The 24,159-nt window shown below is 63.2% G+C and carries 23 protein-coding genes; 20 read left to right on the top strand and 3 right to left on the bottom strand.

Features of this window, described 5'->3' with window-relative positions; all coding sequences use genetic code 11:
• Positions 1-22 precede the first annotated feature (22 nt).
• From FAX90_RS02080 to FAX90_RS02010, 17 genes are read left to right on the top strand one after another with little or no spacing between them, the layout of a single operon-like run.
• Positions 23-346 carry a nuclear transport factor 2 family protein gene (locus FAX90_RS02080; RefSeq protein ID WP_144096792.1) on the top strand — a complete coding sequence of 108 codons (324 nt, stop codon included), beginning with the start codon at positions 23-25 and terminating at the stop codon, positions 344-346.
• Positions 346-1,014, top strand: a complete 669-nt coding sequence (locus FAX90_RS02075) for a complex I 24 kDa subunit family protein (RefSeq protein ID WP_144095088.1) — start codon at positions 346-348, stop codon at positions 1,012-1,014. The genes FAX90_RS02080 and FAX90_RS02075 overlap by 1 nt, the downstream gene beginning before the upstream one ends.
• Positions 1,014-1,178, top strand: coding sequence for a hypothetical protein (locus FAX90_RS16495; protein ID WP_170234829.1), 165 nt, complete (start codon positions 1,014-1,016; stop codon positions 1,176-1,178). Before FAX90_RS02075 ends, FAX90_RS16495 begins: the two co-directional genes overlap by 1 nt.
• Positions 1,178-1,315, top strand: a complete 138-nt coding sequence (locus tag FAX90_RS16490; RefSeq protein WP_170234828.1) for a hypothetical protein — start codon at positions 1,178-1,180, stop codon at positions 1,313-1,315. The genes FAX90_RS16495 and FAX90_RS16490 overlap by 1 nt, the downstream gene beginning before the upstream one ends.
• The gene (nuoF, locus tag FAX90_RS02070) at positions 1,315-2,604 is read left to right on the top strand and encodes an NADH-quinone oxidoreductase subunit NuoF (RefSeq protein WP_205700609.1); all 1,290 of its coding nucleotides are present in this window, start codon (positions 1,315-1,317) and stop codon (positions 2,602-2,604) included. The genes FAX90_RS16490 and nuoF overlap by 1 nt, the downstream gene beginning before the upstream one ends.
• Positions 2,604-4,625 (top strand): NADH-quinone oxidoreductase subunit NuoG, encoded by a 2,022-nt coding sequence (gene nuoG / locus FAX90_RS02065; RefSeq protein WP_144095084.1) that lies wholly within the window; start codon positions 2,604-2,606, stop codon positions 4,623-4,625. The genes nuoF and nuoG overlap by 1 nt, the downstream gene beginning before the upstream one ends.
• Positions 4,622-5,665, top strand: coding sequence for an NADH-quinone oxidoreductase subunit NuoH (nuoH, locus tag FAX90_RS02060; protein WP_144095082.1), 1,044 nt, complete (start codon positions 4,622-4,624; stop codon positions 5,663-5,665). The genes nuoG and nuoH overlap by 4 nt, the downstream gene beginning before the upstream one ends.
• A complete protein-coding gene (gene nuoI / locus FAX90_RS02055; protein ID WP_066762016.1) occupies positions 5,662-6,147 on the top strand; it encodes an NADH-quinone oxidoreductase subunit NuoI in 486 nt (161 codons plus the stop codon). Before nuoH ends, nuoI begins: the two co-directional genes overlap by 4 nt.
• A 24-nt stretch (positions 6,148-6,171) precedes the next feature.
• The gene (locus FAX90_RS02050) at positions 6,172-6,789 is read left to right on the top strand and encodes an NADH-quinone oxidoreductase subunit J (RefSeq protein ID WP_144095080.1); all 618 of its coding nucleotides are present in this window, start codon (positions 6,172-6,174) and stop codon (positions 6,787-6,789) included.
• Positions 6,786-7,091: an NADH-quinone oxidoreductase subunit NuoK gene (gene nuoK, locus FAX90_RS02045; protein WP_066762013.1), complete on the top strand. Its 306-nt coding sequence runs from the start codon at positions 6,786-6,788 to the stop codon at positions 7,089-7,091. The genes FAX90_RS02050 and nuoK overlap by 4 nt, the downstream gene beginning before the upstream one ends.
• Positions 7,091-9,085 (top strand): NADH-quinone oxidoreductase subunit L, encoded by a 1,995-nt coding sequence (gene nuoL / locus FAX90_RS02040; RefSeq protein ID WP_205700635.1) that lies wholly within the window; start codon positions 7,091-7,093, stop codon positions 9,083-9,085. The genes nuoK and nuoL overlap by 1 nt, the downstream gene beginning before the upstream one ends.
• A 21-nt stretch (positions 9,086-9,106) precedes the next feature.
• Positions 9,107-10,654: an NADH-quinone oxidoreductase subunit M gene (locus FAX90_RS02035; RefSeq protein WP_144095076.1), complete on the top strand. Its 1,548-nt coding sequence runs from the start codon at positions 9,107-9,109 to the stop codon at positions 10,652-10,654.
• Positions 10,654-12,135 carry an NADH-quinone oxidoreductase subunit NuoN gene (gene nuoN, locus FAX90_RS02030; RefSeq protein WP_144095074.1) on the top strand — a complete coding sequence of 494 codons (1,482 nt, stop codon included), beginning with the start codon at positions 10,654-10,656 and terminating at the stop codon, positions 12,133-12,135. Before FAX90_RS02035 ends, nuoN begins: the two co-directional genes overlap by 1 nt.
• A 12-nt stretch (positions 12,136-12,147) precedes the next feature.
• Positions 12,148-12,888, top strand: coding sequence for a biotin--[acetyl-CoA-carboxylase] ligase (locus tag FAX90_RS02025; protein ID WP_144095072.1), 741 nt, complete (start codon positions 12,148-12,150; stop codon positions 12,886-12,888).
• Position 12,889: 1 nt separating this feature from the next.
• Entirely contained in the window at positions 12,890-13,678 is a 789-nt protein-coding gene (locus FAX90_RS02020) for a type III pantothenate kinase (RefSeq protein WP_144095069.1), read from the top strand.
• Positions 13,675-15,324 (top strand): ribonuclease J, encoded by a 1,650-nt coding sequence (locus tag FAX90_RS02015; protein ID WP_144095067.1) that lies wholly within the window; start codon positions 13,675-13,677, stop codon positions 15,322-15,324. The genes FAX90_RS02020 and FAX90_RS02015 overlap by 4 nt, the downstream gene beginning before the upstream one ends.
• Before the next feature lie 11 nt (positions 15,325-15,335).
• The gene (locus tag FAX90_RS02010; protein WP_144095066.1) at positions 15,336-15,650 is read left to right on the top strand and encodes a DUF1467 family protein; all 315 of its coding nucleotides are present in this window, start codon (positions 15,336-15,338) and stop codon (positions 15,648-15,650) included.
• 11 nt (positions 15,651-15,661) lie between these two features.
• On the opposite strand, the gene FAX90_RS02005 is transcribed toward FAX90_RS02010, so the two are convergent.
• Positions 15,662-18,886, bottom strand: coding sequence for a hypothetical protein (locus FAX90_RS02005; protein ID WP_144095064.1), 3,225 nt, complete (start codon positions 18,884-18,886; stop codon positions 15,662-15,664).
• A 203-nt stretch (positions 18,887-19,089) separates the two neighbouring features.
• Here FAX90_RS02005 and FAX90_RS02000 point away from each other — a divergent pair, with 203 nt between their 5' ends.
• From FAX90_RS02000 to FAX90_RS01990, 3 genes are read left to right on the top strand one after another with little or no spacing between them, the layout of a single operon-like run.
• Positions 19,090-20,310 carry a hypothetical protein gene (locus FAX90_RS02000; RefSeq protein WP_144095062.1) on the top strand — a complete coding sequence of 407 codons (1,221 nt, stop codon included), beginning with the start codon at positions 19,090-19,092 and terminating at the stop codon, positions 20,308-20,310.
• A gap of 34 nt (positions 20,311-20,344) precedes the next feature.
• On the top strand, positions 20,345-21,307 hold the full coding sequence (locus FAX90_RS01995; RefSeq protein ID WP_144095060.1) for a hypothetical protein: 963 nt from the start codon (positions 20,345-20,347) through the stop codon (positions 21,305-21,307).
• On the top strand, positions 21,294-22,637 hold the full coding sequence (locus FAX90_RS01990; RefSeq protein ID WP_144095058.1) for a sensor histidine kinase: 1,344 nt from the start codon (positions 21,294-21,296) through the stop codon (positions 22,635-22,637). Before FAX90_RS01995 ends, FAX90_RS01990 begins: the two co-directional genes overlap by 14 nt.
• Here the strand turns inward: FAX90_RS01990 and FAX90_RS01985 are convergent.
• Both FAX90_RS01985 and FAX90_RS01980 read right to left on the bottom strand, forming a co-directional pair.
• Positions 22,634-22,837 (bottom strand): hypothetical protein, encoded by a 204-nt coding sequence (locus tag FAX90_RS01985; RefSeq protein ID WP_144095056.1) that lies wholly within the window; start codon positions 22,835-22,837, stop codon positions 22,634-22,636. The genes FAX90_RS01990 and FAX90_RS01985 overlap by 4 nt on opposite strands.
• A 26-nt stretch (positions 22,838-22,863) precedes the next feature.
• A complete protein-coding gene (locus FAX90_RS01980; protein ID WP_420810954.1) occupies positions 22,864-24,150 on the bottom strand; it encodes a citrate synthase in 1,287 nt (428 codons plus the stop codon).
• Positions 24,151-24,159: the final 9 nt, after the last annotated feature.

Below are 24,159 nucleotides of genomic sequence, written 5' to 3'. Positions count from 1 at the left end.
CCGCACCGCGATCGCGCGGTCCATGATCGATGCCTACAACGCGCAGGACGTGGACACTTACGTCTCGTACATGACCGACGACGCCTGCGAGGCGAACTATCGCGGCGATGTTGTGCGCGAGGGCAAGGAAGGCACGCGCAGCGGGCTTGCTGCCGCTTTCGAACGCTGGCCGCAGAACCGCGCCGAAATCCGCGATGCGCAGGAGATCGGCAACTACGTCATTTTCCGCGAACACGTCACGCGGGGCCCTTCGACCGACGGATCGCCGCTGGTCGAGCCTTTTGACGTCGTCGCGATCTATACTTTCGAGGGCGACAAGTGCGCCCGTGTGGAGTTCGTCCGCTAATGGCTGACCGCTACATCGAACCCGTCACCGCCGACCTGCGCGAACGTTGGGGCAGCTTCGCCTTTACGCCTGCGTGGGAGGAAAAGGCGAAGGCGGCCATCGCCCGCTATCCCGACGGACGCCAGAAATCGGCCGTCATGGCCCTGTTGGACTATGCCCAGCGGCAGGTGGGCGAAGAAACCAATACGCAAGGCTGGTTGCCGATTCCGGTCATGGAATACGTGGCCGCCTATCTCGACATGCCGGTCATTCGCGTGGTCGAGGTCGCGACGTTCTACACCATGTACAATCTCGTGCCCGTGGGCCGTTTCCACGTGCAGGTCTGCGGCACGACGCCGTGCTGGCTGCGTGGGTCCGACGAAGTCATGGAAACGTGCAAGAAGCGCGGCATGAAGAAGGGCCACACGACCGAGGACGGCCTGTGGACGCTGACCGAGGTGGAGTGCATGGGCAACTGCGCCAGCGCTCCGATGGTCCAGATCAACGACGACAATTACGAGGACCTGACCGGCGAACGCCTCGATGTCGTTCTCGATGCGCTGGCCGCGGGCAAATCGCCCAAGGCCGGTACGCAGGAACCGGGCCGTCACACCGTCGAACCCGTCGGTGGTCCGACCACGCTTACCGCGATGGTCGATGCCAACCACGATTATCGGGGCGAATGGTAATGCCGGTTACCGGACGCAACTTCGTGCTTGCCGGCGCGCTCTTCGTGATCGCGGCGCTGCTGTTCTACGCGACCGGTAACAGCGGCCCGGTGGGCGCGACGCTGCTGGCCGTGGGCGTGGCTTTCCTCGCCTTTGGCCTGGTGAAGCGGAAGGACCGCTCCTGATGGACTCGCTGCCGATCATCATCGCGGCGCTCGTCGCCGTCTTCATCGCCTGGAAGGTGCTGAAGGGCGTCGTTAAAACGCTGGCGCTTGTCGCGATCCTGATCGTGGCTGCAATTTTCGTATTCGGAGTTCTGTGATGCTGGCTGACAAGGACCGCATCTTTACCAACGTCTACGGTTATCAGCCGTGGAACCTCGACGCGGCACGTGCGCGCGGCGACTGGGACAACACGAAGGACATTCTGGCCAAGGGGCAGGATGCCATCATCGACGAGATCAAGGCCTCCGGCCTGCGCGGTCGCGGCGGTGCGGGCTTCCCCACGGGCATGAAGTGGTCGTTCATGCCCAAGGAAAGCAAGGACGGTCGTCCCAGCTTCCTCGTCATCAACGCCGACGAATCCGAACCCGGTTCGTGCAAGGACCGCGAGATCATCCGCCACGATCCGCACAAGCTGATCGAAGGCGCTCTGGTCGCCGGTTTCGCGATGCGGGCGCGTGCGGCTTACATCTATATTCGCGGCGAATACATCCGCGAGGCCGAAACCCTGTTCGCCGCCGTGCAGGAGGCTTATGACGCCGGCCTGATCGGCAAGAACGCATGTGGATCGGGCTACGATTTCGACGTCTTCGTCCATCGCGGCGCGGGCGCCTACATCTGCGGCGAAGAGACCGCGATGATCGAGAGCCTCGAGGGCAAGAAGGGCCAGCCTCGCCTCAAGCCGCCGTTCCCGGCAGGTGCGGGCCTTTATGGCTGCCCGACGACGGTCAACAACGTGGAATCGATCGCGGTCGCCCCCACGATCATGCGTCGCGGTTCGGCCTGGTTCTCCAGCTTCGGGCGCGAGAATAACAAAGGCACCAAGCTTTTCCAGATCAGCGGGCACGTCGAAAAGCCCTGCGTAGTCGAGGAAGAGATGAGCATTCCGTTCAAGGAACTCATCGAAAAGCACTGTGGCGGCATTCGCGGCGGTTGGGACAACCTGCTGGCGGTCATTCCCGGCGGCTCGTCGGTTCCGCTGGTTCCCGCGGCCGAGATCATGGAAGCGCCGATGGACTTCGACGGCCTGAAGGCGGTCGGGTCGGGTCTTGGCACCGCGGCGGTCATCGTCATGGACAAGTCGACCGACATCGTGAAAGCGATCAGCCGGATCAGCTACTTCTACAAGCACGAGAGCTGCGGCCAGTGCACGCCGTGCCGCGAAGGCACCGGCTGGATGTGGCGCATGATGGAACGCCTGCGTGTCGGTGATGCGCAGCCGGAAGAGATCGACATGCTGTTCCAGGTGACCAAGCAGGTCGAAGGGCACACGATCTGCGCCCTTGGCGATGCGGCCGCATGGCCGATCCAGGGTCTGATCCGCCACTTCCGCCCCGAACTTGAGCGCCGCATCGCGGACGCCGGCAACATGGCAGAGGCAGCTGAGTAATGCCGACAGTTAAGGTAGACGGTCAGGAAATCGAAGTTCCCGCAGGCGCCACCGTCCTGCAGGCCTGCGAACTTGCGGGCAAGGAAATCCCGCGTTTCTGCTATCATGAACGGCTTTCCATCGCGGGCAATTGCCGCATGTGCCTTGTCGAAGTGAAGCCCGGACCGCCTAAGCCGCAGGCTTCGTGCGCGCTTCCGGCCACCGAAGGCCAGGAAATCCGCACCGACAGCGAAATGGTCAAGAAGGCGCGCGAAGGGGTGATGGAGTTTCTCCTCATCAACCATCCGCTCGACTGTCCGATTTGCGACCAGGGCGGCGAATGCGACCTGCAGGACCAGTCGATGGCCTATGGCCGCGGCGCGACGCGCTATGACGAGAACAAGCGCGCGGTCACCGAAAAATACATGGGCCCGCTCATCAAGACGACGATGACGCGCTGCATCCACTGCACCCGCTGCGTGCGTTTCTCCGAAGAGATCGCCGGCGTGGACGAAATCGGCGCGCTTTATCGCGGCGAGAACATGCAGATCACGACGTACCTCGAACACGCGGCCAAGCACGAGCTTTCGGCCAACGTGATCGATCTGTGCCCGGTCGGTGCGCTGACTTCGCGGCCCTATGCCTTCGAAGCACGCCCGTGGGAGCTGAAGAAGACGCTCGGCATCGACGTGATGGACGCGATGGGCGCGAACATCCGCATCGACAGCCGCGGCCGCGAAGTGCTGCGCGCGCTTCCCCGCGTGAATGACGACGTCAACGAGGAATGGCTCTCCGACAAGTCGCGCTATGCCGTCGACGGCCTTACCCGCCGCCGTCTCGACAAGGTCTGGATCCGCAAGCCCAAGAAAAATGGACAAGGCAAGCTTGAGGCCGCGACCTGGGACGAGGCGTTCAAGAAGATCAAGGCTGTAAAGCCAGGAAAAGACATCGCCGCGGTCTATGGCGACCTGCTCGACTGCGAAACGATGTTCGCGGCCAAGGCGCTGCTCGGCGCGATGGGGTCGACCCTGATCGAAGGCCGCCAGACCGGCATGACCTACGACACGTCGAACCTTGCCGCGGTCAACTTCAACACCACGCTGGCCGAGATCGAGAACGCGGACGCGGTCCTGATCGTGGGCAGCCAGATCCGGCACGAAGCCCCGCTGCTCAACGTACGCCTGCGCAAGGCGGTGAAGCGCGGCGCGAAGGTGTTCATCGTCGGGCCGGAGTGGGAAACGACTTATCCCGCAACGTTCCTCGGCAACGATCTGGGCGTCTTGAATTCGCTGTCCGCCGACGTCACCGACGCATTCGGCAAGGCAGAACGTCCCGCGATCATCGTCGGCGGTGCGGCGCTGGGCCGTGGCGCATTGGGCAAGGCACTTGCGCTGGCCAAGGAATGGAACGTCGTTCGTGAAGGCTGGAACGGGTTCAACTCGCTCCACTTCTCGGCTTCGCGCATGGGCGGCCTGATGCTCGGCCTCGCGCAGAAGGGCGGCATGGCCGATCTCGTGGCGGCGAAACCGAAGGTATTGCTGGCTCTCGGCGCGGACGAGGTGGACTTCACCCAGTTTCCCGATGCCCTGAAGGTCTTCATCGGCCATCACGGCGACAAGGGCGCGCACGCGGCGGACATCATCCTGCCTGCGGCTGCCTACACCGAAAAGGCTGGCACTTACGTCAACATCGAGGGCCGCGTGCAGCGTAGCGAAAAGGCCGTCTTCGCACCGGGTGACGCCCGCGAGGACTGGACTATCCTGCGCGCGCTGGCTGATGCGCTTGGCGTGAAGGTTGGGTTCGACAGCTTTGACCAGCTTCGTGCTGCCATGTTTGCCAATACTCCGGCGCTGGCCAACGAAGGTCTGGCCGATCTGGGCGGCGAGCTCCCGGCAGGCGGCGGTGATGCCTCGGGCATTATCGAGGCCTATCCGGTTGCCGATTTCTACCTGACCAACGCGATTTGCCGCGCCAGCCCGACGATGCAGCGCTGCTCGGCAGAATTGCTCCACGGCGAGCCACTTGCGGAGGCCGCAGAATGACTGCTTTCTTCCAATCGCTTGGCATGAATTACGAGTGGGCCTGGTTTATCGCCACGGTCTGCGGGATTCTGCTGATTGCCCTGCCGCTGATGCTGGCCGTCGCGATGATCATCTATGTCGACCGCAAGGTCTGGGCCGCGATCAACCTGCGGCGCGGGCCCAACGTGGTCGGCCCGCTCGGCCTGCTCCAATCGTTCGCCGATGGTCTGAAGGTCTTCCTGCAGGAAACCATCATTCCGTCGGCCGCCAACAAGGGCATCTTCATCCTTGCCCCGATCGTGACGTTCACGGTCGCACTGGGCGCATGGGCGGTGATCCCCTTCGATGCGGGCGTCGTGCTGGCGGACATCAATGTCGGCCTGCTCTACATCCTCGCGATCTCTTCGTTGTCGGTTTACGGCGTCGTCATGGCGGGCTGGGCTTCGAACTCGAAGTACCCGTTCTTCTCGGCCATGCGCGCATCGGCACAGATGATCAGCTACGAAGTCTCGATCGGCTTCATCCTGGTCTGCGTTGTCCTTTACGCAGGATCGTTCAACCTGACCGAAATCGTGATGTCCCAGAAGGGCCACGGCCTCGGCATCGTGAACGGATATGTCTTCAACATCCTGCTGTTCCCGATGTGGGTGATGTTCTTCATCTCCTCGCTCGCTGAAACGCAGCGCGTTCCCTTCGACCTTACCGAGGCGGAATCGGAACTCGTCGCAGGGTACCAGACCGAATATTCCTCGATGAGCTTCGCGCTCTTCTGGCTGGGTGAATACGCGAACATCCTGCTGATGTGCTCGCTCAACACGATCCTGTTCTTCGGTGGCTGGCTGCCGCCGATCGACTGGGCGCCGCTGTATTATGTGCCGGGCATCATCTGGTTCCTTCTGAAGACCTTCTTCTTCTTCTTCATGTTCAGCTGGGTCATGGCGACGGTGCCGCGTTACCGTTACGACCAGCTGATGCGGCTTGGCTGGAAGATTTTCCTGCCGATTTCGCTCCTGTTTGTCGTGCTGATCTCAGGTTGGCTTATGTTCACGAGGTACGCATGAGCGTCGCCCATCTCGTAAAGTCGTTCACCCTTTGGGAGTTCGTGAAGGCGCATGCCCTCACGCTGAAGTATTTCTTCAAGCCCAAGGTGACGATCAACTACCCGTTCGAGAAGAACCCGCTGTCCCCGCGTTTCCGCGGTGAACACGCGCTGCGCCGGTATCCCAACGGCGAGGAACGCTGCATCGCGTGCAAGCTGTGCGAGGCCGTGTGCCCCGCGCAGGCGATCACGATCGAGGCCGAGCCGCGCGATGACGGTTCGCGCCGTACCACGCGCTATGACATCGACATGACCAAGTGCATCTTCTGCGGCTTCTGCCAGGAAGCGTGCCCGGTCGATGCCATCGTCGAAGGGCCGAACTTCGAATATGCGACCGAAACGCGCGAAGAACTGCTTTACGACAAGGCGAAACTGCTGGCGAACGGGGACAAGTGGGAGCGTGCTATCGCCGCGAACCTTGAAGCCGATGCGCCCTACCGCTAGGGGCCGCGCGCAGGGACATTATCCATGATCCATATCATCGCCTTCTATCTCTTCGCAGTGCTCCTGATCGCCAGCGCCGTTCTGGTCATCATGAGCCGCAATCCGGTGCACTCCGTGCTCTGGCTGATCCTCGCGTTTTTCAACGCCGCGGGCCTCATGGTTCTGGTCGGCGCAGAGTTCATCGCGATGCTGCTCGTCATCGTCTACGTTGGCGCGGTCGCGGTGCTGTTCCTGTTCGTGGTCATGATGCTCGACATCGACTTTGCCGAACTGCGCGCAGGGTTCGTGAAGAACTTCCCGCTCGGCATCCTGCTTGCCGTCGTCCTGCTGGCCGAACTCGTGCTGGGTTTCGGAGCCTATCGCGCGGGTACGTTGAAGCTGGGCGAGGCGGACGGCACGGCCGCGACCATCGCGGGCCGTTCCAACATCGAGAGTATCGGTGCCCTGCTGTATGGCGAATATCTGTTCCTGTTCGAGGCGGCGGGTCTTGTCCTGCTGGTTGCGATGATCGGCGCGATCGTCCTGACGCACCGTGAACGGACGGATACGCGCGGTCAGAACGTGTCGAAGCAGAACAAGCGCCGCGCTGAAGACGCGACGGTGAACGTGAAGCCGGAAGTCGGGAAGGGGGTCACGCTGTGATCGGTATCGAACACTACGTCGTCGTCAGCTCGATCCTGTTCGTGCTGGGCGTGCTGGGGATCTTCCTCAACCGCAAGAACGTCATCGTCATCCTGATGGCGATCGAGCTGATCCTGCTCTCGGTGAACCTGAACCTCGTCGCGTTCAGCGCGTTCCTGGGCGATCTCGTCGGGCAGGTCTTCGCGATGTTCGTGCTGACCGTCGCTGCTGGCGAGGCCGCGATCGGGCTTGCCATTCTTGTCATCTACTTCCGTGGCCGCGGCACTATCGCGGTTGACGACATCCATCGCATGAGGGGCTGATCCAAGTGATCGAGATCATCGTCTTCGCGCCCCTTCTGGCGGCCATCATTGCCGGTCTCGGCAATCGCTTGATCGGCAACCTGCCGGCCAAGATCGTGACGACCGGCGCGCTGCTCATCTCCTGCGCGCTGTCGTGGCCGATCTTCATCGGTTTCATGACCGGTTCGGAAACGGCCTATGTCGATCCCGTGCTGAAATGGGTTCAGTCGGGCACCATGAACTTCGATTGGGCGCTGCGTGTCGATACGCTGACCGCGGTCATGCTCGTCGTGATCACCAGCGTTTCGGCGCTCGTCCACCTCTATTCGTGGGGCTACATGGACGAAGACCCGGATCAGCCGCGGTTCTTCGCCTACCTGTCGCTGTTCACGTTCGCGATGCTCATGCTGGTGACGGCGGACAATCTCGTCCAGATGTTCTTCGGTTGGGAAGGCGTGGGGCTTGCCTCGTACCTGCTCATCGGTTTCTGGTTCAAGAAGCCGAGCGCGAGCGCCGCCGCGATCAAGGCCTTCGTGGTCAACCGCGTGGGCGACCTTGGCTTCATGATGGGCATTTTCGGCGTTTTTCTCGTGTTCGGCACGACCTCGATCCCCGAGATTCTCGACCGCGCGCCCGAAATGGCGGGCAGCACGATCGGCTTCCTCGGCATGCGTGTCGACACGATGACGGTCCTGTGCCTGCTGCTGTTCATCGGCGCGATGGGCAAGTCGGCGCAGCTGGGCCTGCACACCTGGCTTCCCGACGCGATGGAAGGCCCGACCCCGGTTTCGGCCCTGATCCACGCGGCGACGATGGTTACCGCAGGCGTGTTCATGGTCTGCCGCCTGTCGCCGCTGTTCGAAACGAGCCAGACCGCGCTCACTTTCGTGACTTTCATCGGCGCTGCGACCTGTTTCTTCGCCGCCACGATCGGCACGACGCAGACCGACATCAAGCGGGTCATCGCCTATTCGACCTGTTCTCAGCTCGGCTACATGTTCTTTGCCGCGGGCGTCGGCGCCTATGGCGCGGCGATGTTCCACCTGTTCACGCACGCTTTCTTCAAGGCGCTGCTGTTCCTGGGTGCCGGTTCGGTCATTCACGCGATGCACCACGAACAGGACATGCGCTATTACGGCGGCCTGCGTAAGCACATCCCGATCACGTTCTGGGCCATGATGGCCGGTACGCTGGCAATCACGGGCGTCGGTATCTGGTTCCTGCACGCCGGTTTCGCGGGCTTCCACTCGAAGGACGCGATCCTTGAAAGCGCCTTTGCCAGCGGGACCGAGATGGGCCGCTTCGCCTTCTTCATGGGCATCGTCGCGGCCTTGCTGACCAGCTTCTATTCCTGGCGCCTGATGTTCCTCACTTTCTGGGGCAAGCCGCGCTGGATCGAGAGCGAGCATATCCAGCACACCGTCCACAAGACGCCGGAAGAGGCGGGCGCCGATACGACTGGCGGATATCACCCGCACGAAAGCCCGTGGGTCATGCTGACGCCGCTTGTTATCCTGTCGCTTGGCGCGGTGTTCGCCGGCTTCGTCTGGTCGCCCTACTTCCTCGACAGTGCCGCGTTCTGGAACGGCTCGATCTTCTATAACGAGCACTTGGTCCACGCGATGCACAACGTCGATACCTGGGTTAAGGTAGCGCCGGGCGTGGTCATGCTGATCGGTCTTGCCATCGCATGGAACAACTACATCCGCGATCCGCAGGCTCCGGCCCGTTTCGTCGGTATGTTCGGTGGGGTGTACACGTTCCTCAAGAACAAGTGGTACTTCGACGAGCTTTACGACCTGATCTTCGTGAAGCCTGCCTTCTGGCTGGGCCGCAAGTTCTGGAAGTGGGGCGATGTCGGTACTATCGACCGGTTCGGCCCGGATGGCGCCGCATGGGTCGTCGCACAGGGGTCTCACTACGCACGACGCGTGCAGACCGGTTATCTCTACAGCTATGCGCTGGTCATGCTGCTCGGGCTGATCGCCGCGATCAGCTGGATCATGGTTCGATAAGGGCGGGGCAGGTTTAAAGACATGGACGGCTTTCCGATCCTCTCGCTGATGCTGCTGGTACCGCTTGTCGGTGCCGCCATCTGTTTCTTCGTCCCGGCCCAGACGGCGCGCATGGTCGCGCTCGTCGCCACGCTGGTCGACCTGGCCTTGGGTGTGGTCCTCTGGGCCAGTTTCGACATCGGCGGCGCTCAGTGGCAGTTTGTCGAGCGGGCCGACCTTTTCGCGGGCTTTTCCTACGCGCTGGGCATCGACGGCATCGCGTTGATGCTGATCATGCTCTCGGTCTTCCTGATGCCGATCTGTATCGGAGCCAGCTGGAATTCGGTTACCAAGCGCGTCGGCGAGTACATGGCCGCGTTCCTGATGATGGAAACGCTGATGATCGGCGTTTTCGCGGCACAGGACCTGTTCCTGTTCTACATCTTCTTCGAAGCAGGCCTGATCCCGATGTACCTGATCATCGGTATCTGGGGCGGCGACAACCGCATCTACGCTTCGTACAAGTTCTTCCTCTACACGCTCATCGGCTCGGTCCTGATGCTGATCGCGATGTTCTGGATGGTTCGCGAAGCAGGCACGACCGACATTCCGACGCTGATGGCCACCGACTTCCCGGCGGGCGCACAGAACTGGCTGTGGCTGGCCTTCTTCGCCAGCTTTGCGGTGAAGATGCCGATGTGGCCGGTCCACACCTGGCTTCCCGACGCGCACGTTCAGGCACCGACTGCCGGTTCGGTCATCCTGGCCGGCGTCCTGCTGAAGATGGGCGGTTACGGCTTCATCCGCTTCAGCCTGCCGATGTTCCCTGAGGCTTCGGCGAACCTTGCCTGGCTCGTGTTCGGTCTCTCGATGGTCGCGGTGGTTTACACCTCGCTGGTCGCGCTGGTTCAGCATGACATGAAGAAACTGATCGCCTATTCCTCGGTCGCGCACATGGCGATCGTTTGCATGGCGCTGTTCAGCTTCAACGTGCAGGGCCTCGAAGGCTCGATGATCGTGATGCTCAGCCATGGCCTCGTGTCGGGCGCGCTGTTCCTTGCTGTGGGCGTCATCTACGACCGGCTGCACACCCGCGAGATCGACCGTTACGGCGGTCTCGCGATCAACATGCCGAAATATTCGCTGTTCTTCCTGCTGTTCACGATGGCCTCGATCGGCCTTCCTGGCACCAGCGGTTTCGTCGGCGAATTCCTGTCGCTTGCGGGCGTCTACCAGATTTCCAGCTGGGTCGCGCTGATCGGCACGACCGGCATCATCCTTGGCGCTGCCTACATGCTCTATCTCTACCGCCGTGTGGCCTTTGGCGAACAGAAGAACGCCGATGCCGCCGCCATGCCTGATCTCGACAAGCGCGAATGGGCGATGATGCTCCCGCTCGCGGCTGCCGTGTTGTGGATGGGCGTCTATCCCGAAAGCTTCCTTGCGCCGATGCGGGCCGATATCGAATGGCTGGACCAGCGTCTCGCCTCGGCTGCCCCTGCCGGTGACGCGCACTTGTCGGAACCGAATCCGGAGGCTGCCGCGGCGCATCACGGCGAAGAAGCCGCTGCTGAGGGAGGGTCGCACTGATGACCGATTTCTCTCAATCGCTGGCGCTGATCGCCGCTGAGGAACTGCTGACAGTCGTCGGTCTCGTCCTGCTGCTCTGTGCCGCGTGGATGGGCGACAAGGCGTCGCGCATGATCTCGATCGTCGCAGTCGCCGCGCTGGTCGCCTGCGCCTTCATCGCCGCGCCTGCACTGTGCGGCGGACTGATGGGGCCGGAACGCGTCGCCTTCATGGGCCAGTATACGGCCGATGCTTTCGCCGCCTTTGCCAAGTTGCTCATCTACGCCTCGGGTATCGCCTCCCTGATCGTGGCGCCTCGCTTCTTTGGCCAGGTCGGCGCGATGCGGGCGGAATATCCGATCCTCATCCTGTTCGCCGTGCTCGGCATGAACATGATGGTGTCGGCCACCGACTTTCTGACGCTCTATATCGGCCTGGAACTGAACAGCCTTGCGGCTTACGTCCTTGCCTCGTTCCTGCGGAATGACGAACGCTCGGCCGAAGCGGGCCTTAAGTATTTTGTGCTGGGCGCGCTGGCTTCGGGCATTATCCTGTTCGGTATGAGCCTGACCTATGGCTTCACCGGGTCGACCAACTTCACCGCCGTGGCTCTCGCCATGGATGGTACGCTGGCGACCGGCGCGCTGTTCGGCCTGATCTTCGTGCTGGCGGGGCTCGCCTTCAAGATCAGCGCAGTGCCGTTCCACATGTGGACGCCTGACGTTTACGAAGGCGCGCCGACGCCGGTGACGACCTTCTTCGCCACTGCGCCCAAGGTTGCTGCACTGGCGCTTACCATGCGCGTCGCGCTGGGTGCCTTCGGTACACAGGTTGATGCATGGCAGCAGATCGTGATTTTCGTGTCGCTCGCGTCTATCGTGGTCGGTGCGCTGGGTGCGATCGGTCAGTCCAACATCAAGCGCCTGCTCGCCTATTCTTCGATCAATAACGTCGGCTTCCTTCTTATCGGTCTTGCTGCCGCGACGCAGGAAGGTGCTTCGGCCATGCTCGTCTATCTCGCGATCTACGTCGCGATGAGCGTTGCCGGTTTCGTCGTCGTGCTCATGCTGCGCGATGCCGAAGGCCGCCCGGTCGAGGTGATCGCCGACATGGCGGGCCTCTCGCGCACGCGTCCGGCATTGGCATGGGCGCTGGCCGCCGTGATGTTCAGCCTTGCCGGCATTCCGCCGCTGTTCGGTTTCTGGGGCAAGTTCGTGGTCTTCCAGGCCGCGGTGAACGCCGATCTTATCGCCTTGGCGGCCATCGGTATCGCGGCCAGCGTGATCGGTGCTTTCTACTACCTCAAGGTCGTGAAGATCGTCTTTTTCGATGAACCGGCCAACGTGGTTGCGGAAAGCGGCGAAAGCGGCGTCGATGCGCTCGCACACAAGGTCATGCTGCTTATCGCGTGCCTGTTCATCTCACCGCTTGGATACCTTCTCACGCCGTGGCTGGGCGAGCTTGCCGACAAGGCAGCCGCCGCCCTCTACTTCGTAGGATAAGGGGCGCGCCGCATGACCAGCGGCCATCGCATCGAGCGGGTCGAGCAGATCGGCTCCACCAATGCGGAACTTCTCCGCCGTCTTGCCTCTGGCGAAGCGGCGGAAGAAGGCGCCTGGCTGGTCACCGATCGGCAGAGCGAGGGCAGGGGGCGGCTCGGCCGGGAATGGTCCGATGGCGCGGGCAATTTCATGGGCTCGACGCTTGTCCACTTGCGCAGTTCCGACCCTGCACCTCAGACCTTGGCGCTGGTAGCCGGGGTCGCGCTCTACGAGGCGATTTCGAAGTTCCTCGGTAATGCGCAAGGGCTTTTGCTCAAGTGGCCTAACGACGTGCTGCTCGATGGCGCGAAGCTCGCGGGCATTCTGCTCGAACGGTCGGGCGATGTCGTCGTCATGGGGATCGGCGTGAACCTTGCCAATGCGCCTGCCTTGCCGGACCGCAAGACCGCTTCGCTGGCATCGCACGGGTTATCGGTCGATCGGGACGATTTTGCCGATCAGCTCGCCCGCTCCATGGCGGACGAACTGTCAACATGGCGCAAGGCCGGTCTTGGAGAGACGGTCTCGCGCTGGACCATACGCGGCCCGCACATCGGTGCGGCGGTGCGCTATACCGGCGTGACGGACGTGGTCGAGACCGGGACATTCGCCGGGATAGACCAGGACGGGGCCTTGCTCATGCGCTTGGCCAACGGGACCATGCGTGCCATTCATGCAGGCGAAGTTTCGCTGATCGGCGAAGAGGGAGCCTGACATGCTGCTGGCGTGTGACGTCGGAAATACCAATATCGTCTTCGCCCTGATGGAGGGGCGCGAAGTACGCACCCGCTGGCGCATTGCGACCGACGCGCGCCGCACGGCCGACGAATACGCGGTCTGGCTGATGCAACTGTTCACCCTCGAAGGGTTTTCCTTCGACGTTGTCGATCACCTGATTGTCTCGACCGTTGTCCCCCGCGCGCGTCACAACCTGCAGGTGCTGGGCGAGAAGTACTTCGGCAAGGCACCCATCTTTGCGGGTGAGGGCGGAGCAGATTGGGGCATTGCCATCGATGTGGACGAACCGGCCTCGCTGGGCGCGGACCGCGCGGTCAATACGATCGCTGCGCACGACGGGCATCCTGAAGACCTGATCGTCATCGATTTCGGCACGGCGACCACGTTCGACGTCGTCGATTTCAACGGGGCCTACAAGGGCGGGATCATTGCGCCGGGTATCAATCTCTCGCTCGACGCGCTGGTCAGCGCGGCAGCAAAGCTTCCGCGCATCGCCATCGAGGCACCGGGCGAGACGACCACGTTGATCGGCCGCAATACCGAATCGCAGATGCATATCGGTGTCTTCTGGGGCTACATCTCGATGGTCGAAGGGCTTGTCGCACGCCTGAAGGCGGAGATCGGTCGCCCGGCAAAAGTCATTGCGACCGGTGGCCTCGCGCTCCTGTTCGACAGGCATACCGACGCATTTGACGAAATCGATGTCGACCTGACGTTAAAGGGACTGGCTATTCTGGCCGAAAAGGCCTCTACACGCGGGCGATGACTCCAGAAAAAGAACTGATTTTCCTCGCGCTCGGCGGATCGGGCGAGATCGGCATGAACGTCAACCTCTACGGGGCGGACGGAAAATGGCTGATGGTCGACCTCGGCATGAGCTTTGCCGACCCCGGATATCCGGGCGTCGACCTCGTCTTTGCCGATCTTGAATTCATTGAAGAGCGGGCCGACGACCTGCTCGGCATCGTGCTGACCCACGCGCACGAAGATCATATCGGCGCCGTGCCCTATTTCGCCGCCGACCTCGGCGTCCCGCTCTATGCCACGCCTTTCACCGCAGAACTGGTTCTGCGCAAGCTCGAAGAAGCGGACCTGACCGAGGCGGTCGAACTGCACGTGATCGACCACCTCGACGAATTCACGCCCGGTGGAAAAGGGCCTTTTACGGCCCGTTATCTGCCGCTCGCGCATTCGATCGCGGAAGGCAATGCCGTGTTGATCGAGACGCCTTATGGCCGCGTCTTCCATACCGGCGACTGGAAGCTGGACGACGATCCGCAGATCGGTGAGCCGAGCACGCCGGAAGAACTGACCGAGATCGGCGATGCGGGCGTGCTTGCGCTCGTTTGCGATTCGACCAACGTCTTCAATCCGGAGGCTTCGGGGTCTGAAGGGGCCGTGCGAACGGCCCTTGAGGCAGAAGTCGCGCGACACGGCGGCAAGCGTGTGCTGGTGACGACCTTCGCGTCCAACGTCGCCCGCCTTCAGACGCTGGGCCAGGTGGCTAAGGATTCCGGTCGGCAGCTTTGCGTGGCCGGACGTTCGCTCGACCGGATCATCGCGGTTGCGAAGGCCAATGGCTATTTGCAGGACTTTCCCGAACCCGTCGATTTCGACACCGCCATGCGCCTGCCGCGCGGTGAAGTGCTGATCATCGCGACCGGCGGTCAGGGCGAACCGCGTGCGGCGCTTGCGCGCATCGCGTCCGAATCGCATCCGCTCGAGCTGAGCAAGGGTGACGTCGTGCTTTTCTCCAGCAGGCAGATCCCCGGCAACGAGCTTCAGATCGGGCGTATCATGAACCAGCTTGCCGACCGGCAGATCACCATCGTGACCGACCGGCAGGAAATGATCCACGTGTCCGGCCATCCCGGACGGCCCGAGCTGGAAGCGCTTTATTCCTGGCTGCGCCCCGAAGTGCTGGTCCCCGTCCATGGCGAAGTCCGGCACATGCGCGAGCAAGTGAAAGTGGGCGCGGAGGCCGGGATTCCGGCGCAGGTCTTCCAGAAAAACGGCGATATCGTTCGCCTCGCACCCGGCAAACCGGGCAAGATCGGGGAAACACGCACGGGCCGGCTCGTCCTTGATGGCGACATCATCGTGCCTGCGGACGGCGAAACCATTGCCGAGCGTCGGCGTCTTTCGCAGAACGGCCATATCGTCGTGACCTTGCCGCCTGCGGGATCCAAGGTAGACCCGATCATTTTGCCCATGGGCCTTCCGCTTGACGAGGACGAGGCCGATTTCCTTGCCGAGGCGAAGGACGATCTCTCAAAGGCCGTCGGCAGGCTCAAGGGCGGACGTACCAAGGATCGCGAAGCGGTCCACGAAGCGGTCCGGCTTGCCGTAAGGCGTGCGGCGCGGCGTTGGTCGGGCAAGAACCCGCAAGTGACCGTGCAGGATTTCGACTAGGAGTTTGAGCGATGCAGTGGACCTCGGTCCTTGCGATCTACCTGCTTTTCTGGGTGATGAGCGCATTCATCGTAATGCCGTTCGGCATCCGCACGCACCGCGAAGCTGGTGAGGAATTGATCCCCGGCCAGGCCGATTCCGCGCCGAGCAACTTTCGCCCGGGCCGGGTCGCCATCCGTGCCACCGTGTTGGCAGCCGTGCTGTGCGCGATATTCTACGCCAATTACGTCAACGGTTGGATCACCGCCTCCGACATCAACTTCATGGAACCTCCCGAGGAGATCGTGAAGGAGCAGATCTGGATGCGCGAAGGCGGCGCCGACTAGTACTCCCGCGCTCAGCGGCGCAGGCGTTCAATTGCCTGCGCCAGCGCGACGTAGAGCTTGCCCATGTCCGACGACAGCACCGTGACGGCGAGCGAGTTGCCTTCCCGCGTGGCGAGCAAGTTGCGCAGCATCGCTTCGAAATCGTGGATGTAGCGGTTAACGTGTTCGCGGAACTCGTCTTCGGCTTCGTAATGCTCGACGATCTGGCGGGCATCGCCGGAATCGATCAGGCGCACCGCGCGGCGGGTGAAGATGCCGCGTTCGCCCTTCAGATAGGCCTGCCATGATGCGTCACTGACTTCGGCCGACAGCACCTTGTCGATGTCGATCGCGGTCGAGTTCAGCGACTCGGTGATCTGCGCGACGCGGCGGGCGAAGTGGTCGTCGATGTCTTCCTCGGCGCGCTGGCGCGCAGAAGAGATGCGGGCTTCGAGGTGTCCGGTGATCTCGTCGACGCGGCTCAGCTGTTCGCGAAGGTCTGCTGCGGCCTCGCGCGCCGCTTCGGTCGCCTTGCTGACTGCACTGTCGAGCCCTTCGAGCGCATCGCTCGTGCTTTCGCGCAGCGCCTCGGTCACCACAATGCCGCTTTCCTTGGCGAGCTTTTCCGCGATCGAACGGACGGCGTCGGACGACGTACCCTCGATATTGGCGACGGCTTCGCGGCTCGCTTCGGCAAGACGTGCGATGGCGCCGTTGAGCGTGGCTTCCGCCGCAGTCGCCATGGCCTCGCTGTCGGCGCGTGCCTGCGAGAGGGTTTCGCGCAATTCGCCAAGCTGGCTGGCGTGGGCCGAGCCGCGTTCGTGGAGTGTATCATGCAGCCCTTCGAGCTCGGTAAGGGCCGAGCGCGTTGTTTCGCGCGTGTTGTCAACCGCGCGGCCAAGCTCGTCGCCGCGCTCTCCTGCCTGGCTGAGCATGAGGCGCATTGCCTCGATCCGGCCGGATACGTCATCAAGGCGGCCCTCGGCTTCGGACAGCGCGCCGGGCAGAGCCTCGCGCGTGTGGCGCGAGCTGGCTTCGATCAGTTCGAGCAGGCGGACTGAACTGTCGGTCAGGCCGACGATGGCACTGTCGGTCCCGGCCAGCGCGTCGCGGCTTGCGGCAAGCTTTTCTGACAGGATATTGAGACCGTTGACGATGGCCTGTTCCGCGTCGCGGCCCTGACCGGCGGCCGCGTCCATGCGCGATCCGTATTCGCCAAGCTGGTCGGCAATGCGCTGGGCATGGCGGCCAAGTGCCTCGGTCGCCTCCAGGTGGCGGGCGCGGCGGGTTTCGAATTCGTCATCGAACTGGACCAACAAGTCCTGAAGCTTGCCCGAAAGGTCGCGGCCGGCTTCCTCGTGACGTTCGCGGCGTTCGGTAAGCTGGCGGTCAAGCTCTGCCAGTTCATCGGCATAGCCTTCGGCCAGTTCACGCGCGGCGTCGCGGCTGTGATTGCGGCGGCGGGCGATCTCGCTATCGAGCGCGTCGAGTGCGGTCCGCAGGCTTTCGGACATGAGCGATGCTGCCTCGCGGCCCCGTTCCTCGCGAATTTCGATTTCGCCGTCGAGAGTGGTGAGGGCGGTCGACACGCCGGTGGTCATCGCGCGGCCCGCTTCCTCGCCGCGCTGCGCACGCTGCGCGATTTCCGCGTCGAGGGACGCAAGCGCCGAGGTGACACGGGCAGCAAGCGCGTGGCTCTGCTGTTCCGCCCGTTCGGTGCGCGCATCGATCTGCTCGTCGAGGCGGGCGAGGGCTTCGCCGATCTTTTCGGCCAGAACGCGGCTCGTTTCTTCGCCGCGGGCGATGCGGTCCTGAATGCCGTTGTCGAGTTGCGCGAAGGTCGAGGCCAGCTCTTCAACCAGGGCGCGGCTTGCCTGTGCACCGCGAACGCGGCGGGCCTCGATCTCGCTGTCGAGCCCGGCGACAAGCGCGTTGAGACGCTCTGCCAGGCCGCGATTGGCGTCCTCGCTCTTGGCGTAGCGTTCCTCGATCTGGGTATCGAGCGTTTCGCCCTGGCGGCGAAGGTCGCCGTGCAGGCGGCTGATTTCCGAAGACAGCGCGGCAACACGGGCACCCGCCGCGTCGAGCGCTTCGCCCGAATGGTTGTCGAGCTGCGCGAAGAGGGCGCGCGTGTCGCTTTCGATGACGGCGATGCGATCGCGCCAGCTGTCGATCGCGCCGCTCTCTCCGCTTTTCAGGCGTTCGCCCAGATCGCCGGCATCGTTTTCCAGCGTGGAGAGGCGTTCGCGCAGTGACTTGAGAGCGAAACCTTCCGCCTCGGCCAGCTTGGCGCGGGTGCCTTCGAGCATCCCTTCAAGGTCGTCCGCGCGCTTGCGAACGGCGGCAAGGGCGGCGATTTCCTGTTCGTCCATACGCTCGCGAAGGGCTGCACCCTCTGCGTCGAGTGCTTCGAAGCGGTCCTTGGCGATCTGGCCAAGCTGTTCGGCACAGCGATTGAATTCACTCAGGACGTCGTTCACCCGCTCCCGCATGGCGTCGACTTTCAGCGTGCTGGCCTCGCCCGCTTCGCCGATCCTGCTGAAGCCTTCGGAGAGGCGTGCAAGCTGCTCGCTCGCGCCCTGGCCCGCCTGTCCGATATTGTTCGTCAGGTCGCGGGTCGCATTGGTGACGACGGGAAGCTGACCGCGCAGCTTTTCCATGTTTTCGAGCGCTGCGGTGCTGACCGTCTGCAGACGGTCCACCCGTTCCGAATTGTCGGAGATGAGCGCTTCGAGCTTGTTCGCGCTTTCGCCAAGGCGTTCGCTCGCGATGCGGCCCAGCGCTTCGAGATCGCGGCCCTGTGCGATGATGAATTCGCGCGCGATGCTGAGTTCCGAGTTCACGTGGCCGAGCCGGTCTTCCAGCGCCAGCGATTCGGCCCGAAGGCTGGCGGCGGCATCAGCGAAACGGCCCGCCTCGACCCGGCTGTGGCGCATGGCCAGCATCCACAATGTCACGACGAGGGCGGCGGGCATGGCCCACTGTGCCAGCAGAGCGGTCCATTCGCTGGGCGCGGGAGCGGAAGTCAGCGCCGCCATGTTGGCCCAGACGAAGAACGCGGTCCACGCGACCAAGGCGACAACGCCCAGTGCGGGAATGATCCACGACAGATTGCGAGCCTTGGCCGGTTCTTCGTACCAGTCCTCGGTTTCCACGTATTCTTCCTCGACCGGCGCAGTTTGTGCCGCCGTCGTTTCCAGGAATTCTTCTTCGCTACCCTGTCCGCCGAAGGGGACGATGTTCCGCCGCTTTGTCATGGCGCTATGACTAACACCGAATGAACGCATGCGCACGCGGCAAATCGTTCGTTTTCCCCCGGCTCATCCACGGATTTCCAAGGGTTAGACACAATTGCCCAGTCCCATCTTGCAGAGCGGCGCGGGGCGATCCATGAACCGGCATCGAACTGATCGAGACAAAGCCGCCCTGCGACGACAGGACGGCCCAGGGACCACGACCTTTGCGTATTGCCGTACTTTCCATGCTGGAGCCGCTGGCCGTCGACGGCCTGTTGACGCGCGCGGGCCTGCGCGTGGGCGGCGAAGCAGTTGTCGAAAGGCAGCTGGAACTGGCCGAAGCCACAGGCGCGCAGCGGATCCTGTTGCTCGCTGACCGGCGCACCGTCGGGCTCGACGACGTCGTTGCTCGGGCTAGCGAGATGAAGCTGGAGGCACGGGTGATCGCCGATGCCCCGGCGCTCTGTTCCGAGGTGACCGCCGCTGACGAGTTGGTGGTGTTCGGCGATGCGCTTCTGGCCGATCCGGTCCTTGCCGTGCCGCTGCTCAACCAGTCGGGCATCGCAACGCTGCCGGTCGAAGCGGGGCTGGAGGCGGGTTTCGAGCGGATCGATGCGGAACTGGCATGGGCGGGTCTGCTCGTCATTCCCGGCGCGCTGGCCGAACGGTTGCGCCAGTTGCCACGCGATTGCGACGTAGCATCATCGCTGCTGCGCATTGCGCTGATGGCGGGCGTCACGCAGCGGTCCGTCGAGCCGCAGGCGTTGCAGGACCGCCGCTGGGTCATCGTGCGGAGCGAAAGCGAAGGGCAGGCGATCGAGGCGCACCGCCTGCGGCTCAGCCTGTCCGAGGCGCGGGGGCGGACGCCGGGTGCCAAGATCGCGGGACTTGTCGTCGGCAAGTTCGGCAACCGCCTGTTCGAGGCCGATCGTTCGGCGATCCTCGTCTGGTGGGCCGCGATCCTGCCCGCGGCGGCGGCAGTGGCCTTTGCCGGTTTCGCGATGTTCGCCGCGGCGTTTTTTGCCATCGCGGTGACGTGGCTGGTCGTGCGCGGTGCGATCATCCTGGACAAGGCAGAGCGGCAGGGCCGGATCGATGCCGCCATGCCCGATAGCAGGCCGGTCTATGTCCACCTTGCGATCGACATCCTCCTTCTAGTCGTCCTCGCGCTGTCGCTGACGGGAGGGATCGAGGGCGAAAGGCTGGGCGCGCTCGGCCCTTGGTTTGTGGCGACCGTTTTCGTGTGCCTGGTCAGGCTTGGCGCGGTGCTTTTTCCCGTTGCCCATGCACGGCCCTTCTTCGAGGACCGGATGACGCACTGTCTCGTACTGGGGCTGGCCGTACTGGGCGGTTGGACTGCGCCCGTCGTCATGGCAGTTTCGATGGCCGTCATGGCCGGATGGGCCGCTTTTGCGACCTTCCGCGCGAATCAGGTGACGAGATAACGCGGCTTTAACCATGAGGTGATAGTCCGTTCGCATGGGTGAACTGGAAAAGGCCACTGGCCTACAATCGGTTATGCGGGTTGAGCTGAAGCGGGGTGACCGCGTTCTCGGCGCGCGCGGTGTCGTGCTCAGGCAGCTGATCGCGACCGAGGACCGTTCCATGTTCAGCGACGCGATCGTCGCACGCGTGCGCGCCATCGCCGAAGATCTGGCCCGGCAAGTTGGCTACAAGCTTGCCCAGGCAGCGGGAGAGGCCGATCCGCGAGGGTGGGCCAATTCCATTACAGAGCCTCTGTCCGGCGCGCTTATCGACGAACCCGTGATCGTCGATCACCTTCACTCGATCGCGCTCGAATGGCAGCTTACCGAATCCATGCAACGCCGCGCCGGTGTCGATCCTGCGCTTTCGCCGTTGCTTCAGGCGCTGATTGGCGCGGACGATCCGACCAGTTCGGCACTGGCGATGGACCTGCTCACCTCTCAGGCAGCCTTTGCCCGGCATCAGCAGCGCATGAGCCTGCCCGTGACCGAACTTCCGGCCGAAGTGCTTCATTCGCTGTTGGAAACCTTGCGCCACGCGGTCGCAGGCGATCTTTCGTATGAGGCGCATGCCCGCAACACCGAACATGCGATCCGCGAAAGCTATGACGAATCGCATTGCCGCATCTCGCTTGCCAATCGCCTTGTCGGTGCATTGGGGGCAGGGGCCTTTGCCGCGCTTTCGATCACGCACGCGGGCGTCGCCGTATTCCTCTCGGCACTGGCCGCAGCCACCGGCGATCCGCGCGATACGGTGGCCGTCGCGACGAGCGAGAGCCAGCTCGCCCGTCTTGCCCTGTCCCTGCGCGCAGCCGGTCTTGGCGACCGGGAGATCGAGCGCGAGTTCTATGCCATCCACCCTGAAATCACCCTTCCCGAAGGCTTCGGGCGCTTGCAGGGTGGTGACGCCCGTGCTCTTCTGACGGGGCAAGGGGCATCGGACAATGTCAGGGGCTGAAGCCATTACCGAGACGGCAGCGGTCGAACCGCTGGTCGCGCGCAGCGATGCGGCGGACCGTCTCGTGTCGGCCGATGGCCCGCTTGCCGAAATGCAGATCGCCTGTGGCGGCGAAATTCCCGGACTGATAGCAGCGCCTGGCCTGCTGGAACTCGTGCGCAAGTCGCGCGGTTTCGGAATGAAGCTGGGTCGCCCGCTGGTCATGCGTCACAGCGAGGGCAGCCTCGAAGGTTGGGCCGAAGTCGAACCGGACGGCGACGGGTGTGCAATCCGGCTGTCAGACTGGCATCAGACGACCCATCCGGCGGGAAGCGGCAATGGAGAGGCGACGCGCCTTGCGGTCGAGAACCTGCTTGCCGAAGGTGTCGTCTGGCTGGACGAAGGACAGCATGTCGTTGCCGTCGAAAGCCAGGTTGCCGATCTGGCGCCCCTGGTCGGCAAGGCGCGATCCTTGCGCGGCCAGCACTGGACCAGCCTGTTCGATTTTTCCGGTCACGACGCAGGCACGCCGCCGATCTGGCAGGCACGCAGCGGGATGACGGTGCGCATCGATGGTTCCGCGCGCGAATGGCATCTGCTTCTGGCGTCGGCGAACGTGGGTTTCCAGCTTCTCCTTCGTCCTGTGGGTGAGGGTGAGAAACCGGTGGATCAGACCGATCTCCTTCCGCCCAACCTGCTGGGCGACGAACTGGCGCCCGCCATGCGCAATCCGATCGCGCGCATTATTCGGCAGGCAGAGGCCATCCGCGACAGGCTGGCAGGGCCGCTTCCGGCCGAATACCGCGAATACGCGCACGACATGGTCAATGCCGGTCGCCACCTGGGCGAACTGGCCGATGACCTTGGCGATGCGGAGGCAATCGAACATGGCACCATCGCGATCCAGGCCGAACCGGTCATGGTGTCCGAGGTTGCGGATATCGTACGCCGCCTGCTTCAGGTGCGTGCGGATGCGCGTTCGGTCCGTTTCGAAGTGTCGAGTGACGGAGCTGTCGCCATGGCGGATCGCAAGCGGGTGACGCAGATCCTGCTCAACATCATCGGCAACGCGATCAGTTACGGGCCCGAAGGCGGCAAGGTCGCAGTCGACATCGCGCGAGACGGCTTGAATGTCGTGGTGTCCGTAACGGACGAGGGGGAAAGCCTTTCGGCCGAGGAATTTATCCGCATGTTCGACAAGTTCGAACGGCTTGGCCGAAGCGGCGATGGCGGCAGCGGGCTTGGCCTTTACATCGCCCTCATGCTGGCCCGCGCAATGGGCGGCGATCTGGAAGGGTCCGCGGGCGAGGGTGGCGGCAACCGCTGCACCCTGACGCTTCCGGCGGTTTAGTCTCTGGGCCCGCGCCTGCGGGTCAGCCAGAGCAGCAATATTCCCACCGCCGCAGCGATAAGGCCGTAACCGGCCCATTCCCTTTCGCCGAGCATGAAGCTTTCGGCGGGCCACATCACGAGGCCCAGGCCCTGAAGGGTCCAGAGCATTCCGGAAAGAAAAAGGGCGACGCCGAAGACCCTGAATAGGAATTTCGGCATCGCCCTGATCCTTACCTGTCAGCCGTTCAGCGCTTGTCGAACGGCACGTAGTCGCGCTGCGTCGGGCCGGTATAGAGCTGACGCGGACGACCGATGCGCTGGCCGGGATCGGAGATCATTTCGTTCCACTGCGCGACCCAGCCGACGGTACGGGCAAGGGCGAAGAGCGCGGTGAACATCGTGGTCGGGAAGCCAATCGCCGAAAGAATGACACCCGAATAGAAGTCGACGTTCGGGAACAGCTTCTTTTCGACGAAATAGTCGTCGTTGAGAGCCATTTCTTCGAGCTGCAGCGCGACTTCGAAGACCGGATCGTTGACCTTCAGCGCGTCGAACACTTCGCGGACAGTCTTTTGCATGACGGTCGCGCGCGGATCGTAGTTCTTGTAGACGCGGTGACCGAAGCCCATCAGGCGGAACGGATCGTCCTTGTTCTTGGCACGCTCGATGTACTCGGGAATGCGTTCGGGACGGCCAATTTCCTGCAGCATGTTCAGCGCCGCCTCGTTCGCGCCGCCGTGTGCCGGACCCCACAGGCAGGCAATGCCGGCCGCGATGCAGGCGAACGGGTTGGCGCCCGAGGACCCTGCAAGACGCACGGTCGAGGTCGATGCGTTCTGTTCGTGGTCGGCGTGGAGGATGAAGATACGATCCATCGCCTTTTCGACGGCCGGGATCACTTCATACTCTTCCGCCGGCACGCCGAAGGTCATGCGCAGGAAGTTGCCGGTGTAGCTCAGCGAGTTGTCCGGGTAGAGGAAGGGCTGACCGATCGAGTACTTGTAGGCCATTGCCGCGATGGTCGGCATCTTGGCGATCAGGCGGTGCGAGCTGATCTTGCGATGCTCGGGGTCCGCGATGTCGGTGCTGTCGTGGTAGAACGCCGAAAGCGCGCCGACCACGCCGCACATGATAGCCATCGGGTGGGCGTCGCGGCGGAAGCCCTGGTAAAAGCCGCGCAGCTGATCGTGCAGCATGGTGTGGCGGCTGATGGTGTAAGTGAAGTTGTCGTATTCGTCCTTGCTGGGCAGTTCGCCGTTCAGCATGAGGTACGCGACTTCCATGAAGCTGGATTCTTCGGCCAGCTGCCCGATCGGATAGCCGCGGTGCAGAAGAACGCCTTCCTCGCCATCGATGTAGGTCAGGCCGGAATCGCAGCTCGCCGTCGAGGTGAAGCCCGGGTCATACGTGAACATGCCCGACTTGCCGTAAAGCTTGCCGATGTCGACGACATCGGGGCCGATCGTCCCGCTCTTGACGGGGAATTCGTACTCGCCGCCCCCGGCGTTCAGCTTCGCCATGTTGTCAGCCACTAGTCTGCC

The sequence above is a fragment of the Croceicoccus sediminis genome, assembly GCF_007570835.1.
Classification (GTDB): domain Bacteria; phylum Pseudomonadota; class Alphaproteobacteria; order Sphingomonadales; family Sphingomonadaceae; genus Croceicoccus; species Croceicoccus sediminis.
Note: the sequence above shows the minus strand (reverse complement) of the source record. Positions and strands in the feature narration are given on the sequence as shown.

What these genes read in the sequence shown, in the direction of transcription:
- FAX90_RS02025 (WP_144095072.1), top strand. Translation starts at nt 12,148, where the DNA reads ATGACCAGCGGCCATCGCATCGAGCGGGTCGAGCAGATCGGCTCCACC.
- FAX90_RS16490 (WP_170234828.1), top strand. Translation starts at nt 1,178, where the DNA reads ATGGACTCGCTGCCGATCATCATCGCGGCGCTCGTCGCCGTCTTCATC.
- nuoH (WP_144095082.1), top strand. Translation starts at nt 4,622, where the DNA reads ATGACTGCTTTCTTCCAATCGCTTGGCATGAATTACGAGTGGGCCTGG.
- FAX90_RS01985 (WP_144095056.1), bottom strand. Translation starts at nt 22,837, where the DNA reads ATGCCGAAATTCCTATTCAGGGTCTTCGGCGTCGCCCTTTTTCTTTCC.
- FAX90_RS01995 (WP_144095060.1), top strand. Translation starts at nt 20,345, where the DNA reads ATGGGTGAACTGGAAAAGGCCACTGGCCTACAATCGGTTATGCGGGTT.
- FAX90_RS02020 (WP_144095069.1), top strand. Translation starts at nt 12,890, where the DNA reads ATGCTGCTGGCGTGTGACGTCGGAAATACCAATATCGTCTTCGCCCTG.
- FAX90_RS02080 (WP_144096792.1), top strand. Translation starts at nt 23, where the DNA reads ATGATCGATGCCTACAACGCGCAGGACGTGGACACTTACGTCTCGTAC.
- FAX90_RS16495 (WP_170234829.1), top strand. Translation starts at nt 1,014, where the DNA reads ATGCCGGTTACCGGACGCAACTTCGTGCTTGCCGGCGCGCTCTTCGTG.
- FAX90_RS02075 (WP_144095088.1), top strand. Translation starts at nt 346, where the DNA reads ATGGCTGACCGCTACATCGAACCCGTCACCGCCGACCTGCGCGAACGT.
- FAX90_RS02015 (WP_144095067.1), top strand. Translation starts at nt 13,675, where the DNA reads ATGACTCCAGAAAAAGAACTGATTTTCCTCGCGCTCGGCGGATCGGGC.
- FAX90_RS02010 (WP_144095066.1), top strand. Translation starts at nt 15,336, where the DNA reads ATGCAGTGGACCTCGGTCCTTGCGATCTACCTGCTTTTCTGGGTGATG.
- FAX90_RS02035 (WP_144095076.1), top strand. Translation starts at nt 9,107, where the DNA reads ATGGACGGCTTTCCGATCCTCTCGCTGATGCTGCTGGTACCGCTTGTC.
- FAX90_RS02005 (WP_144095064.1), bottom strand. Translation starts at nt 18,886, where the DNA reads ATGACAAAGCGGCGGAACATCGTCCCCTTCGGCGGACAGGGTAGCGAA.
- FAX90_RS01990 (WP_144095058.1), top strand. Translation starts at nt 21,294, where the DNA reads ATGTCAGGGGCTGAAGCCATTACCGAGACGGCAGCGGTCGAACCGCTG.
- nuoI (WP_066762016.1), top strand. Translation starts at nt 5,662, where the DNA reads ATGAGCGTCGCCCATCTCGTAAAGTCGTTCACCCTTTGGGAGTTCGTG.
- nuoF (WP_205700609.1), top strand. Translation starts at nt 1,315, where the DNA reads ATGCTGGCTGACAAGGACCGCATCTTTACCAACGTCTACGGTTATCAG.
- nuoG (WP_144095084.1), top strand. Translation starts at nt 2,604, where the DNA reads ATGCCGACAGTTAAGGTAGACGGTCAGGAAATCGAAGTTCCCGCAGGC.
- nuoN (WP_144095074.1), top strand. Translation starts at nt 10,654, where the DNA reads ATGACCGATTTCTCTCAATCGCTGGCGCTGATCGCCGCTGAGGAACTG.
- FAX90_RS02050 (WP_144095080.1), top strand. Translation starts at nt 6,172, where the DNA reads ATGATCCATATCATCGCCTTCTATCTCTTCGCAGTGCTCCTGATCGCC.